This window comes from Chryseobacterium sp. SIMBA_038 (assembly GCF_046535115.1).
In the GTDB taxonomy this organism is placed as follows: Bacteria; Bacteroidota; Bacteroidia; order Flavobacteriales; family Weeksellaceae; genus Chryseobacterium.
In genome coordinates, this window is record NZ_JAWRXH010000002.1 from 239,058 (window position 1) to 254,023 (window position 14,966).

Sequence of the window (14,966 nt, forward strand, 5' to 3'; positions counted from 1 at the left end):
CAAGCATATGATAAAAGCGGATGTATTAGTAATTGGTTCCGGTATTTCGGGACTTTCTTATGCCATAAAAGTTTCTGAGCAACTTCCCGATGCCAAAATAATCATAGTTACGAAATCTGATGAAGACGAAAGCAACACCAAATACGCACAAGGCGGTTTAGCGGTAGTTACAGATTCTAAAAATGATAATTTCGAAAAACACATTGAGGACACCATGCGTGCCGGAGACGGTGAAAACAAACGCGATGTTGTAGAAATGGTGGTAAGAGAAGCTCCTGCAAGATTCAACGAGATCGTAGAATGGGGCGCTAATTTTGATAAGAAAAATGGAGAATTTGCTTTAGGAAGAGAAGGCGGTCATACGGAAAACAGAATTGTTCACCATAAAGACATCACCGGTTTCGAGATCGAAAGAGCTCTTTTAGAAACAGCTAATAAAAGCCCAAATATTGAGATCTTAGATCATCATTATGTAATCGATATCATTACCCAACACCATGTTCCGGGTAAAGAACTAAATCAAGGAGACATCCATTGTTATGGAGCTTACATTTTAGATGAAAAGTCTAAAAGCATAAAAAAAATCACTTCCAAAATTACTTTGGTTGCGACTGGAGGAGCCGGACATGTTTATAAAAATACCACCAATCCAAAAATTGCAACAGGTGACGGAATTGCTTTTGTAGCTCGTGCGAAAGGTCAGGTTTCCAATATGCAGTACTATCAGTTTCATCCAACAGCTTTGTATAGCAAAATTGATGGAATGTTATTTTTAATTTCAGAAGCTGTACGTGGAGACGGAGCCAAATTAAGAACAAAAAGAGGCGAAAAATTCATGCAGAAATATGATGAGCGTGAAGAATTAGCCTCAAGAGATATTGTTGCAAGAGCAATTGATAATGAAATGAAAGTTTCAGGTGATGAATATGTCGGCTTAGACTGTCGCGATATGGATCACGAAAAGTTCTTGGAACACTTCCCAAATATTTATAAAAAATGTAGAGAAGAAGCAATTGATCCTTTCACTCAATTAATCCCTGTAGTTCCGGCTTGTCATTACTTAATGGGCGGAATTGAAGTTGATAAAGACGGACAATCATCCATCAAAAACCTTTTTGCTGTTGGAGAATGTACAAATTCAGGATTACACGGAGCAAATAGACTTGCTTCCAATTCTTTGCTTGAAGGTTTAGTTTTCGGACACAATGCTGCGATGAAAACGATGGCTTTACTTAATGAAAATCATTTCAACTTTGATGATTTAAAAGCCGTTCCGGAATGGAATGAAGAAGGCATGAAAATCATGGATGAAATGGTAATTGTATCCTATCTAAGAAAACAACTTCAGGAAATGATGAGCGATCTCGTTGGAATTGTAAGAAGCAATAAACGATTGGCGATGGCCTTACAAAAGCATCAGGAAATCGCTGCCGCAGTTGACGAAATCTACCACTATTCTATTCTTTCGCCACAATTGTCTGAACTAAGAAATTTAACAACCGTTGCTCACCTCATCATCACCCAATCTATGGAAATGACTGAGAATAAAGGAGCATTTTATAATAAAGATTTAGCTTAAAAGCATACAAAATGAAAAGACCAAACTACGTTACAGATAAAGTTTTAAAACAATTCATAAAAAACGCTTTAGAAGAAGATATTCAGGATGGAGACCACTCTACCCTTTCTACTATTCCGAAAGATCTTGAGCAGAGTGCAAAACTTTTAGTAAAGCAAAACTGTATTCTGGCAGGTGTAGAATTGGCCGAAATCATTTTTAAAACTTTTGATAAAAACTTAAAAGTTGAGAATTTCATAAAAGATGGAGCTCCTGCAAAAGTTGGAGATGTAGCTTTTATCGTCACTGGAAGTGCAAGATCTATACTTTCCACAGAAAGACTTGTTTTAAACTGTATGCAAAGGATGAGCGGAATTGCAACCCTTACCAATGACTGGGATTCTCGATTAGTAGGTACAAAAACTAAACTTTTAGACACAAGAAAAACTACTCCTAATTTCAGAGTTTGTGAAAAATGGGCAGTTGCCATCGGTGGCGGAACCAATCACAGATACGGTCTTTACGATATGATTATGCTGAAAGACAACCACATTGACTATAACGGAAGCATCACCAATGCCGTGAAAATGGCCAAAGATTACATCAAAAAGAACAAGAAAAAACTAAAAATAGAGGTCGAAACCAGAAACCTTGAAGAAGTCGAGGAAGCAATCAAAGCAAAAGCCGACAGAATCATGCTTGATAATATGAATGTAAAGATGATGAAGCAAGCCGTAAAAATGATTAATGGCTCTTGTGAATCCGAAGCATCAGGAGGAATTACCCGCGATATGTTAAAAGAAATCGCTTCCACCGGGGTAACTTATATCTCTGCTGGAGCCTTAACTCATTCCGCAGAGAATATGGATTTGAGTCTCAAAGCGGTGAAATAGCGTTGTATTTTTAATAAAAACAACCCCCATTTGTTAAAAATTCAATAATATTATTTTTTTCATGCGAAAATTCAATTTTAGTTTAAATTTCTAACAATCAACAGATTACAACTTATTAAGATTGAGTAAAAATTAACATACAGTTAATATTAGTTAAAATTTATTTCCCGAATTTTGCAGAAAATTAAATCTAACTATTACTCACGATTATGAAATTAATCAACAAATCGATGCTAACTGCGATAATTACATTATCAACTGCTAGTGTCTATTACGCTCAACAAGTTCAGGATTCAACAAAAACAAAATCCAAAGACATTGAAGAAGTGATATTAACCGGTGTTGCAGATATCGCAAAAGATAGAAAAACACCAGTTGCTGTTTCAACAATCAAAGAAGCACAAATTGTTGAAAAATTAGGAAACCAAGAATTTCCTGAAATTTTAAATACAACTCCATCTGTATATGCAGTTAAAGGAGGTGGTGGTTTCGGTGAAGGGAAACTTAACATTAGAGGTTTTGATCAAAGAAATATTGCAGTAATGATTAATGGTGTTCCTGTGAATGATATGGAATCAGGAGCTGTATATTGGTCTAACTGGGCAGGTATGTCTGACGTAACTTCTGCTATGCAGGTACAAAGAGGACTAGGTTCTTCTAAACTTGCAATTGCTTCTGTTGGAGGTACAGTAAATATTTTAACAAGAGCTGCTGACAAAAAACAAGGTGGTACTGTTTCACTTGGTTTAGGAAATGATGGTTATTTAAAAACACTTTTTGCATATAACACAGGTAAATCTGCTAGCGGATGGTCATCATCATTCTTAATGAGCAGAACAGCAGGAGCAACTTATGCTAATGGAACAGATTTCGAAGCTTATAACTATTATTTTGCATTAGGTTATAAAAAACCTGGAGGCAAACATGAGTTTCAGTTTACAATGACAGGAGCTCCACAATGGCATAATAACAGATTTACATTTGTTCCTATGTCTGATTATTTTAAATATGGAGGACAAGATGGTGAACCAAATAGAAAATACAATCCAGACTGGGGTTACAGAAATGGAGAAGAACTTTCTAATAGAAGTAACTACTACCACAAACCTGTTTTATCTTTAAACTGGGATTGGAATATTTCTGAAAAATCTAAGTTAAATACAGTATTTTATGGTTCTTTCGGTCGTGGAGGCGGTGTAAACGGTAATGTTGGACGACTAGGAACTAAAGCATATAATGATGCTACTTTTAAAACAGCTGACGGTCAAATTAACTGGGATGCTATTTTTGCTGCAAATGCTGCAACTCCAGTAAATGCAACAACCCCTAGTGCAAATACAATAGCTCAGGTATCTTCAGTAAACTCTCATAACTGGTTTGGTGCAATTTCTAGTTTCAACCATAAAATTAATGATAACTTCAATTTCTCTGTAGGTATTGATGCAAGATATTATTACGGTTATCACTATCAGCTTATTTCAAATCTATTAGGAGCTAGCGGGTTCAAAGATACAGGTAACAAAAACCTACCTTACAATATTGTTTCCAATACGTTTGATCCAAAACCATCTTGGAATCCGTTTGGAGGAAAAGTAAACGATATCAACGATATGGTAACTTTTGACAATGATGGAGAAGTATTATGGTATGGTGGATTTGGTCAATTAGAATATACTAATGACAAATTATCAGCTTTCGTACAAGGTGCTATTTCTAATCAAGCTTTCCAAAGAATTGACAACTTTATTGTAGATGGACAATCTCTTCTTAATGGAACGTTAATAAGCCCGACAAATCAACCGACAGCTACTAACCCTGTACTATATCAAAAAACAGGATTTAAAAATATCCTTGGTTACAATATTAAAGCTGGAACTAACTATAATATTGATGAGCACCATAATGTTTTCGCTAATATTGGATACTACTCTAAACAGCCGTTTTTAAACTCTGTATATCCAAATAACAAGAACTTTCTTAACCCTAACTTGACCAATGAAAAAATCTTTGGAATTGAATTAGGATATGGTTTCAGATCAGGAATATTCAATGCTAACGTTAACCTTTACAGAACTTCTTGGAAAGATAGATTCTTAAGAAGAACAGGTATTAATTTTACAGACCCTAATACGGGTACTGCTTACAATAATGCTTATGCTAACATTCAAGGCATTACTGAAATTCACCAAGGTATTGAAATCGATGCAACTGCTAATGTACACAAAATGTTATCTCTAACAGGTATGTTGTCAATGGGAGATTGGTATTACAAAGGGAATGCTACAAGTAACCTTTTTGCAGAAACTAATGAACCTATTAACGTAAATAATGCACCAACAACAACTTTATACCTAGACAAAGTGAAGGTTGGAAGCTCAGCACAATTCACTGCTGCTGCAGGATTTACATTCAAACCTACAAACTGGTTCTCATTTGATGGGATGTATAGAGGTATCAAAAATCTTTATGCCAACGTAAACCCTATCAACTTCCAAAATGAAGCTTCTGGAGAGAAAGGTGCACTAAAACTTCCTACATTTGGTTTAGTAGATTTAGGGATTACTTTTAAAATTAAATTAAAAGATCCTAAACAATACTTTACTGTAAGAGGAAACGTATATAATGTATTAGATAAAATTTATATTTCTGAATCAAATACCAATACCTTTGCAGACCTTACTAAAACAGAGTATGGAGCAATTAATTCAACTCTTACTCCTGCACAACTTACTACAAACTATGCAGCTTATCAAGCAGCAGGAAATTGGAATGGAGTTAGTCAACAAAACCAAGTTTATTTCGGATTCGGGAGAACATGGTCTGCAACATTATCATTCAACTTCTAATTATATAAAAACATTAGATTTTATAAATATCAATCCCGGCTTATCGCCGGGATTTTTGCTATATTTGTGACTAGAAAAAAAGAAAAAATAGGATTATGGATTTTTACAAGATTTTATTGAGTGCCCACAAGGGATTTGGGTATTTAGAGCTTCTATTGGTAACATTATTTATTATTGCACTTTTAGCTACCATGTTTGGTTTCAGCGGGAAAGTGAATAAGTTTTTAAAGAAGACTACCCTTTTCACAATGATCTTCTTCCACGTTCAATTCTTAATTGGAATCATTATGTTGATTACTAATTTTACAAAAGGTTTGGACATGGGTTCAGTAATGAAAAATGCTGATTTAAGATTTCAATATGTAGAACATCCATTCTCTATGCTAATTGCAGCAGTTTTAATGACAATTATCAACAAAAAAGTAAAATCTAGCGATACTATTTCTTTGAAAATTGTAATTATGGGATTAATTGCAGTTGGTTTATTTGCATTCGCATTTCCATGGACAAGAGTCTTTGGAGCTTAATTATATATTAATTTAAATTTTTTAATCAAACAATGAAAGTAGCTGTAGTAGGTTCAACAGGAATGGTTGGACAAGTGATGCTTAAAGTTCTCGAAGAGAGAAATTTCCCTGTAACAGAATTAATTCCGGTAGCTTCGGAAAGATCTATTGGTAAACAGGTGAAGTATAAACAGGTAGATTACACTATCGTAAGCATCGACGACGCTATAGCTGCCAAACCTGATATCGCAATTTTCTCGGCTGGAGGTTCAACATCTCTTGAATATGCACCGAAATTTGCAGAAGCAGGTATCACAGTGATCGATAATTCTTCAGCTTGGAGAATGGATCCTGATAAAAAATTAGTGGTTCCGGAGATCAATGCCAATGTATTGACAAAGGAAGATAAGATCATTGCAAATCCAAACTGTTCTACGATTCAGTTGGTGATGGTTTTAGGTCCATTAAACAAAAAGTATGATTTAAAAAGAGTAATTGTTTCTACTTATCAGTCTGTAACAGGAACTGGAAAAGCTGCTGTAGATCAATTAAACGGAGAAATAAACGGAGACGACTCTGTTGCAAAAGTATATCCTTATCAGATTTTTAAAAACGCACTTCCTCATTGTGATGTTTTTTCTGATGATGATTATACGAAGGAAGAAATTAAATTAATGAAAGAGCCTAAAAAGATTTTAGGTGATGATACATTCAATTTAACGGCAACGGCAGTAAGAGTTCCGGTTCAGGGAGGACATTCTGAAAGTGTAAACATCGAGTTTGAAAACGAATTCGAACTTGATGAAGTAAGAAAGATTTTAGCTGAAACTCCAGGAGTAATTGTAATGGATAATGTTAAAAACAACGAATATCCAATGCCATTATATTCAGAAGGGAAAGACGAAGTTTTTGTTGGAAGAATCAGACGAGACCTCTCCCAGCCCAAGACCCTGAATCTCTGGATTGTAGCAGACAATCTGCGAAAAGGAGCTGCAACCAACGCAGTACAGATCGCAGAATACCTAGTAGCAAACAACTTAGTATAAACTAACAAAATAAAAAAGAGTCTCAAAATTGAGATTCTTTTTTTTATCAAACTTATGAACGTTCAGAAGAATATCAATAAAGATAAAATAGGCTTTCAAAAATGGATCGCTGCTTTTGGAGTTATCTTATTTATCGGAAAGCTCGTTGCATGGAAACTTACGAATTCCGATGCCGTATTTTCTGATGCGATGGAAAGTATCGTCAATGTCATCAGTGCGTTTATGGGACTTTACTCGTTGCATCTTGCTGCGAAACCAAAGGACGAAGACCATCCTTACGGCCACGGAAAAGTAGAATTCGTAACATCGGGAATCGAAGGAGCTTTGATTGCCATTGCGGGCATCATGATCATCTATGAAGGCGCAAATAGTTTAATTACAGGTAAAATATTAAACAAACTTGATTGGGGAATCTGGATTATTGCCGCAACAGCAATCGTTAACTACTGTTTGGGTTATATTTCCATTAAAAAAGGAGAAAGAGAAAGTTCTTTAGTTCTTGTCTCTTCAGGAAAACATCTTCAATCTGATACGATTACAACATTAGGGGTTGTAATAAGTTTAGTGATCGTTTATTTCACCAAAATTTATTGGATAGATTCTGCTGTAGCTTTAATTTTTGGACTTTACATTATTTTTGTAGGGTATAAAATCGTCCGTAAATCTTTAAGCGGAATCATGGATGAACAAGATCCCGACCTTTTAAACCAAATCGTTAAAGTTCTTGAAAACAACAGAAAAATTGAATGGATTGATATACACAATATGAAAATCCAGCAATTCGGAGCTTCTTTACATATTGATGCTCATATTACGCTTCCTTGGTATTATACCCTTCGTGATGCCCATAAAGAAATGGAAAATGTGATTATTCTTTTAGCTAAAAATACAAAACGTACCGTAGAGTTTAATTTTCACATGGATGATTGCAGAACCATTTCTTGTCCTGTCTGTCAGATCAAAGACTGTCCTGTTCGCGAAAGAGAATTTGTAAAAAGAGTGGAATGGACGGCAGAAAATGTTACCAGAGAGGTTAAACATACCGTACAATAATTTAGTTTTACATAAAAAATTTTTAGGTTTTGGCTAAAGCCAATTAATGATATTATCTCGTTTAAACGGGCTAAAGCCCGTTCCTATTGATGAGAAAATTGTGTCATTCGTAAAGAATATCAGTGGAAATTTGTGTTTAATAACTCGCTTTCCCCATTTGCTTCCGATAATAAAACAGCGGAATAATCAACAGCAAAATTAAAGGCTGAATTACAAACCTTCTCATATAAAAAGAAAACAGATAACCGATTTCAAACCTGTCAGAAATACAATACAGATAAATCGGGAAAGTAATTGCGAAAATTATTATTATTAATAAAGCTCCCTGCATCGTCCATTCTTTATTTTTAAATATAAAATGAATGATCACACAAGAGAAAAATAGGTTTAAAATAAATCTGAAAAGATGCCCAATAATTAATTTCCCCCACTCAAAATCAGGAAACGGAATGTTTTTACTGGCTTCATGAAAATAGTTGAGAAAAGGATCATAGAAAATTTTGTCCTCAAGCGCTCTCACACCTACAAGTCCGCACAATCCTATTATGACGAGAAACCAACTAAGAATTTTCATTTTTTAAAGCAAAGAATTTAATCCAAACAAGCCAAAGCAGAACCACAGTTCCGTAAATCACAGCCGGAAAAAAATAGTCATGTGCCATTTTTCCGTATTCTTTATAATCTGTAAATACAATATTCAAACCTGCAATCCTCAGGACATTCATAACATGAAGCAGTAAAAGACCGATTATCACAAAAATAAAAGTCTTGAAGCCTTTATAAAAAGCAAAAACAAAAGACACAAACAAGATCATCACAGAAACCGCATTACACCCCTCCACCATCTTTGTCGCATAACCCGTTTTTACATGAAACCAAACCGACTCACCTGCAATATCATCATGTAATTTTGTAGGATAACCCATGGAATTCTGAACATACATCACCTGATCGGCGATCATTTTTGAAAAAGAATCGAGACCTTTTCCTTGAAAACCATTCAGATAAAACTGATACCCAAAAAGCAACACCAGATAGATGATGATGAAACGCAATAAAATGCTTAAAACTGGTTTAAAATCCTTTAGCATGACGCAAAGATAAAAAATCAACTGATATTTAGTATATTTGTTTCCATATTATGACTTCCGAAAACGCAAAACGATTTTTTGAAAACTATATCGGTGAAAAATCTTCTGAGTTCATCACTTTGGCTCAAAGCGGTTCTGCGAGGGTAAATTTCGTGGCAACATCCGATAACAAAAAGTACATTATTACTTACAATGAAAATCTTCCGGAGAATGAAAGTTTTTTTTATTTTTCAGAGATATTTTCTCAATTAAACCTTAATACTCCAACTATTTTTGCCATTTCTGATGACCGGAAAATATATATTCAGGAGTTTTTGGGCGGAAATACACTTTCTGAAATTATTTCAAAAGAAGGTTTATCCGAAAATGTAAAATCTTTGGTAAGACAGACGTTGGAAAAACTTTTTCAGCTTCAAATTCAGACACAGGGAAAAATAGATTTCAATAAAACTTTTGAATATGAAAGTTATGATGAACTTCCCGTAATCCACGATTTATATTATTTTAAAAATTTTGTGGCCGATGTTCTTGAGCTGGAATATCACAAGTCTACTCTACTGAAAGAATTTAAAAAGATCGTCAACCTCATCGAAAATCTTGAACCGAAAGGATTAATGATCCGTGATTTTCAGGCGAGAAATATTATGGTAAATGAAAATAATGATGTTTCATTTATCGATTATCAATCCGCGATGAAAGGTCCATTGATGTACGATGTTATTTCTTTTCTGTTTCAAGCTAAAGCTAATTTTCCTGAAGAGTTTAAAAATGAAATGCTTGAATTCTATATTCAACAATTTGAAAATAAAGAAACTCAACTTCAACTAAAAGATTCGGTTAAACCAATTCAGTTGATGAGATTCTTGCAGGTTTTGGGAGCTTACGGTTTTAGAGGATTGATTCAGAGGAAACAACATTTCATTGCAAGCATTGAAAAGGGAATTGAAAACATCACAGAATTTGCTCAAACCTGGGAAAATATGAAAGATTATCCTGAGCTTGAAAAAGTGATACAACAGTTGAATTTGGATAAAACTAGGCTGAAAATTGAAGAAGTTTTAAACCATTAAGATTTTTTTAAGGAGTTAAGTTTAATTAAGATTTATGACGAAAAAAGAAATTACGCAATTATCTTATGAAATTACTGGTTTTGCTATAAAAGTTCATAAAACGTTAGGTCCTGGTTTGCTCGAAAGTATTTATGAAGAATGTTTGAAAATTGAATTAGTCAAAAACGGATACGATGTAAAACAGCAACTATACACTACAATAAATTATGAAGGAGTTGATATTGAAACTAAGCTAGTCGTTGATTTACTTGTAAATGATACTATAATTTTAGAATTAAAAGCTATTGAAGAAATATTACCAATTCATGAAGCACAGTTATTAACTTATATGAAAGTCTTAAAAAAGCCACAAGGTTTACTAATTAATTTCTTCACAGATAATATAACAAAGTCTTTAAAACCATTTATTAATGAATATTTTAAAGAACTTCCAAACTAAAATTTTGATTTATCAAAAATCTTAATTAAACTTAACTCCTTAAAAAAATCTTAATGGTTCAAATTAAAAGCCACAACAATTAAATATAAAAGAAAATGCTACACATAGACATCCACAGTTTTTCATACAAAAAAGGAGGAATTCCTAAAGACGAATCAGGAAACGGAGGTGGTTTCACTTTCGACTGCAGAGGAATTTTGAATCCCGGAAGAGTTGAAGAATATAAAATTCAGACAGGAAACGACATCGGCGTTCAGGAATATCTTGAAACAAAAACCGAAATGCCTCAATTTTTAGAATTAGTAAAAAGCATTGTATCCATCAACATCGATAACTATTTATCAAGAGGTTTTGAAAACCTGCAAATCAATTTCGGATGCACTGGCGGACAACACAGATCAGTATATTCAGCGATAAAAATTGCTCATTTTATTGAAGAAAAATATGGTGAAAAAGTTGAGATCAGCCTTCATCATGACGAACAACACCAACTTAACATGAGTAATAAGTAATTGATAATGAGTAATATTTTTAACTTCGTTAAAATATATTACTTATTTATTTATACATCATTATTACTTATTACCAATTACTCATTACCCATAAAATATGAAGGCTTTAATTTTTGCAGCAGGAAAAGGTACCCGTCTGAAACCTTTTACAGATCATCATCCAAAGGCTTTGGCTAAGGTGAATGGCATTCCGCTTTTAGAAAGAAACATTAACTATTTAAAAAGTTTCGGGATCAATGATTTTGTCATTAATGTCCATCATTTTGGAGATCAGATTGTTGAGTTTTTAAAGAAAAACAATAATTTCAACTGTAACATTGAAGTTTCGGATGAAGCCAATGAGTTGCTAGAAACTGGCGGTGGTTTGATTTTTGCTAGAAGATTCCTTGATCATGGGGAAGATTTTTTAATCATGAATGCTGATATTTTAACCAACATCAATATCACGGATATGGTTAAATACCACAAAAAGATAAAAGATTTTGCTACTTTAGCCGTTTCGGATAGGGAAAGTTCAAGAAAACTGCTTTTCAATGATGAATTGGTTTTAAGAGGCTGGCTCAATGTACAAACCGGCGAACAGAGACTTGCAGAGTTCAATAAAGGATTCAAGGCTTTAGCTTTTAGCGGTGTTCATTGTATCAACCCGATCATTTTTAATAAAATAATAAGAACAGGCAAATTTTCTGTTATGGAAGAGTATCTGGATCTGATGCAGACCGAAAAAATACACGGTTTTGTACACGACAGCATCCTGATAGATGTAGGAAGACCAGAATCTGTAATAGAAGCCGAAAAACATTTTAAATAATCTTCATGATGGAACTTGATGGCACGAGGGATGAAAGTTTAGTAAATCCGGAACTTGATATTAACGAAACAAAACTTCACAATAGTTTAAAGCAAAAAGCTTGGGACGAGATCATTACCAAGGATAGTTGGATGGTTTTCAAAGTCATGGCAGAATTTGTGGACGGTTATGAAAAACTGGCTAAAATCGGTCCATGCGTTTCTATTTTTGGCTCTGCAAGACTAAAGCCTGAAAGTAAATATTACGAAATGGCCGTAGAAATTGCTGAGAAAATCACCAAAATAGGTTTCGGAATCATTACTGGAGGTGGCCCCGGAATTATGGAAGCCGGAAATAAGGGAGCTTTTAATGCAAAAGGAAAATCGATCGGTTTAAATATTGATCTGCCTTTTGAGCAGCATTTCAATCCTTACATCAACAAATCCTATTCTATGAATTTTGATTACTTCTTCGTAAGAAAAGTAATGTTTGTAAAATATTCTCAAGGTTTTGTCGTAATGCCAGGAGGATTCGGTACCTTGGACGAACTTACGGAAGCAATGACGTTAATTCAAACTAACAAAATAGGGAAATTCCCAATCGTTTTGGTAGGATCTGAATTTTGGGGCGGATTATTGGATTGGTTTAAAGCAACTTTGTTAAAAGAAAAAATGATCGCAGAAGACGATCTTGATCTTTACAGAGTGGTAGACACGGCTGACGAAGCTGTTGCACATATCAAAGCGTTTTACGATAAGTATTCTGTGAACGTAAATTTTTAATTGGCATATTATTTGTGAACTATAAACTACAAGCATGATTGTAAATCTATTAATTAGGATGAAAAAACTTTTATATATATCAGGAATATTAACATTATTTGTGTTAATGAGTTTCATGAATGTAGACTTTTTCTCTTCAATGACTAAAGTTGATTATATTGATGGAAGCAAGACGTTGAAGTTTACCACAAAGATGAATACGAACCATATTTCGGATGCCATAAAGATAAATCCTAACACAGCTGGGTTTGAAGCAGAAGTAAAGAAATATGTAAATAATAACTTTGACGTGTACGTTAATGGTTCTCCAAAGACGATTACCTTCACCGGTAGCCAGGTAAGCGGAGAAACAGTTTGGGTATATTTTGAAACCAGCGGAGTTTCAGACATAAGTACCATGAAAATTAAAAATACAATACTTTTAAGCGCTTTTCCAAAGCAGATTAACCTAGTTAATATTGCTTATAAAGGAAGTCAGAAAACAATGAACTTCCAACGAGGAAAAGAAGTGAATGAAGTTTCTTTTTAAAAGAGAAAATTTAATTTAAATAATAGACCACTGTTTTTGCAGTGGTTTTTTGTTGTATTTTTATTTTATGATAGAAAATATACTTTTAGATTATATAAAATTTATCAAAACTTTTGAGGATTTAATTCGATCAGAATATCAATTATCTTATGACCAAAGAATTATGCCTGGAATGGATCATCCTTACGGAAAACGAGGTAAAATAAAAGACTATACTTATTGGTTTCATGGAAGTGGATGCAGTTTAGAAAAAGACAATGTAGAATGTCATTATGATTATTCGCCCAGCAATAATATAATTTTCACATTATGGGATTTTAAACAATTTATAACATCGCATCCACAATATAAAAGTGAAGAATTAACCGATAAGCATTTGGAGTTAGAATTATATAAACTTATCGAAAAGAACTTTATCTCATGGGAAATAAGTGACCGAGTTGTATTACAGGTTTATAGATATATTTCTTAAAACAAAAAAACCGCCTTTCGGCGGTTTTCCTATATTTGGTATTTATGTTTTTTAGTTACCAACTACTCTTACGTTATCAAGCTCCCAAGTTGCAGCAGCTGTTGTTGTAGAAGTATATTTAAATGCAATACGAACATTTTTGTTTGCAAAAGCATTTAAGCTGATATCACCTGAATACGTCCAAGTATTGAATGCCGTATTATTAGGATCTAAAATCGCTGATAAAGGTGTCCAAGTAGTTGTAGTAGGGTTACCACTATAGTTATCTGTTACAAAAACTTCAATAGGGTTTCCTGCATATCTTACGTCTGTTTCAAAAGATAATGAAGCAGAAGTAAATCCTAGTAATGAAATTGGCTTAGAAATCAACCAGTCTTCGTTAGCGTTATTCACAGTTGCAAAACCATTCATTACAACACAAGGTTTAGGATTTCCAAACTGTTGGATATTCCAAATCTGAGCTCCTGTAACGCTTACTGCATCCCAGTTATCTGAAAGAACACCATCGAAACCTTCGAAGAAGAACCTTTTCCCTCCAAAGTTTACATCTTTAGTACTTCTTATAAGCATTTGCCAAGAAGTGTTATAACGGCTTACAACGAAAGTAAGATCACCTTTTCCTTCAGGTACTAAAGAAGAACCGAAACTAGCAAAACCAGAGTTTCTGATTATTGTAGCATTTCCAGCTTGATCCACGATATTTCTATCTGTATCAACTCCTGCTCCTGCTACATAGTTTAGGTATTTCTTACCTATTTCTCCTGCAGCAAACTGTACATTCGGAACTTTTACCAACATGTTGATATATTTCTCGTCCTGAGCAATTTTAAGAGTTGCTAAATCTAAAGGTTTCATTGCAGCGATATCAAGACCATTTCCTGTACAAACACCAGAAACGTATCTGCTCACTAAAGATCCCGGAATTCTTCCGATATCAAAACTTGGATCTACTGAACCAATTTTTACTGCTCCTCTGTCCGTTCCTAGTCTAAGACCTTTAGCGTTGATTCTAATGTGCGCTCCTACAGGAAAATCTGCATAGTTACTTGCTCTGTCAACCTCAATCTGAAGACCTACTGTAGGGTTTTCAGGCTTATCCTGAAATGAAATTGTTTTGTAGAAATTTCCGTTTTCGTCAGAAGAAACTACATAACCGTCGAAGATTTGGTCTGTATTAATTAAAATATATCCTGTAGCTGGTGCCTGTGCTTTAAAAGCTGCCATTGTCATAGTAGTCGCAGCAAATTTATTCTCACATTTGATTGGCGGCGTATCCCACTCATCTTTTTGCACACAAGATGTAATAGAAATTGCAGCAAATGCAACTCCTGTTACTAAATTAAAATATTTCTTTATGTTCATTTTAATAATTTTTAAAG

Annotated in this window: 16 protein-coding genes; 13 read left to right on the forward strand and 3 right to left on the reverse strand. The window is 34.1% G+C overall.

What is annotated here, in order from left to right; translation table 11 throughout:
• The first annotated feature begins 7 nt into the window (after positions 1-7).
• From nadB to SB689_RS07260, 6 genes are all read left to right on the forward strand, one after another.
• Complete coding sequence (nadB, locus tag SB689_RS07235) at positions 8-1,579, forward strand: L-aspartate oxidase (RefSeq protein ID WP_410691466.1); 1,572 nt, start codon at positions 8-10, stop codon at positions 1,577-1,579.
• Between the two features lie 11 nt (positions 1,580-1,590).
• On the forward strand, positions 1,591-2,451 hold the full coding sequence (nadC, locus tag SB689_RS07240) for a carboxylating nicotinate-nucleotide diphosphorylase (RefSeq protein ID WP_410691467.1): 861 nt from the start codon (positions 1,591-1,593) through the stop codon (positions 2,449-2,451).
• A gap of 209 nt (positions 2,452-2,660) precedes the next feature.
• Positions 2,661-5,297, forward strand: coding sequence for a TonB-dependent receptor (locus SB689_RS07245; RefSeq protein WP_410691468.1), 2,637 nt, complete (start codon positions 2,661-2,663; stop codon positions 5,295-5,297).
• Positions 5,298-5,392: 95 nt separating this feature from the next.
• The gene (locus SB689_RS07250) at positions 5,393-5,824 is read left to right on the forward strand and encodes a hypothetical protein (RefSeq protein WP_123982353.1); all 432 of its coding nucleotides are present in this window, start codon (positions 5,393-5,395) and stop codon (positions 5,822-5,824) included.
• Between the two features lie 32 nt (positions 5,825-5,856).
• Complete coding sequence (locus tag SB689_RS07255) at positions 5,857-6,849, forward strand: aspartate-semialdehyde dehydrogenase (protein WP_410691469.1); 993 nt, start codon at positions 5,857-5,859, stop codon at positions 6,847-6,849.
• A 54-nt stretch (positions 6,850-6,903) separates the two neighbouring features.
• Positions 6,904-7,902 (forward strand): cation diffusion facilitator family transporter, encoded by a 999-nt coding sequence (locus SB689_RS07260; RefSeq protein WP_410691470.1) that lies wholly within the window; start codon positions 6,904-6,906, stop codon positions 7,900-7,902.
• A 136-nt stretch (positions 7,903-8,038) separates the two neighbouring features.
• On the opposite strand, the gene SB689_RS07265 is transcribed toward SB689_RS07260, so the two are convergent.
• Positions 8,039-8,476, reverse strand: coding sequence for an exosortase F system-associated membrane protein (locus SB689_RS07265; RefSeq protein ID WP_410691471.1), 438 nt, complete (start codon positions 8,474-8,476; stop codon positions 8,039-8,041).
• On the reverse strand, positions 8,463-8,993 hold the full coding sequence (gene xrtF, locus SB689_RS07270; RefSeq protein ID WP_410691472.1) for an exosortase family protein XrtF: 531 nt from the start codon (positions 8,991-8,993) through the stop codon (positions 8,463-8,465). The genes SB689_RS07265 and xrtF overlap by 14 nt, the downstream gene beginning before the upstream one ends.
• A gap of 50 nt (positions 8,994-9,043) precedes the next feature.
• On the opposite strand from xrtF, the gene SB689_RS07275 reads away from it, so the two are divergent.
• From SB689_RS07275 to SB689_RS07305, 7 genes are all read left to right on the forward strand, one after another.
• Entirely contained in the window at positions 9,044-10,063 is a 1,020-nt protein-coding gene (locus SB689_RS07275) for an aminoglycoside phosphotransferase family protein (protein ID WP_410691473.1), read from the forward strand.
• A gap of 34 nt (positions 10,064-10,097) precedes the next feature.
• Positions 10,098-10,502 (forward strand): GxxExxY protein, encoded by a 405-nt coding sequence (locus tag SB689_RS07280; RefSeq protein WP_410691474.1) that lies wholly within the window; start codon positions 10,098-10,100, stop codon positions 10,500-10,502.
• A gap of 95 nt (positions 10,503-10,597) precedes the next feature.
• Complete coding sequence (locus tag SB689_RS07285) at positions 10,598-11,014, forward strand: ATP-binding protein (protein WP_410691475.1); 417 nt, start codon at positions 10,598-10,600, stop codon at positions 11,012-11,014.
• Positions 11,015-11,111: 97 nt separating this feature from the next.
• Positions 11,112-11,825 carry an NDP-sugar synthase gene (locus SB689_RS07290; RefSeq protein ID WP_410691476.1) on the forward strand — a complete coding sequence of 238 codons (714 nt, stop codon included), beginning with the start codon at positions 11,112-11,114 and terminating at the stop codon, positions 11,823-11,825.
• A gap of 8 nt (positions 11,826-11,833) precedes the next feature.
• Complete coding sequence (locus SB689_RS07295; RefSeq protein ID WP_157886111.1) at positions 11,834-12,586, forward strand: TIGR00730 family Rossman fold protein; 753 nt, start codon at positions 11,834-11,836, stop codon at positions 12,584-12,586.
• Positions 12,587-12,644: 58 nt separating this feature from the next.
• Positions 12,645-13,115 carry a DUF6702 family protein gene (locus SB689_RS07300; RefSeq protein WP_410691477.1) on the forward strand — a complete coding sequence of 157 codons (471 nt, stop codon included), beginning with the start codon at positions 12,645-12,647 and terminating at the stop codon, positions 13,113-13,115.
• A gap of 67 nt (positions 13,116-13,182) precedes the next feature.
• Positions 13,183-13,587 carry a DUF6896 domain-containing protein gene (locus SB689_RS07305; RefSeq protein ID WP_410691478.1) on the forward strand — a complete coding sequence of 135 codons (405 nt, stop codon included), beginning with the start codon at positions 13,183-13,185 and terminating at the stop codon, positions 13,585-13,587.
• Between the two features lie 51 nt (positions 13,588-13,638).
• Here SB689_RS07305 and SB689_RS07310 read toward each other — a convergent pair whose 3' ends face one another.
• The gene (locus SB689_RS07310; RefSeq protein WP_410691479.1) at positions 13,639-14,949 is read right to left on the reverse strand and encodes a DUF5689 domain-containing protein; all 1,311 of its coding nucleotides are present in this window, start codon (positions 14,947-14,949) and stop codon (positions 13,639-13,641) included.
• Between the last annotated feature and the right edge of the window lie 17 nt (positions 14,950-14,966).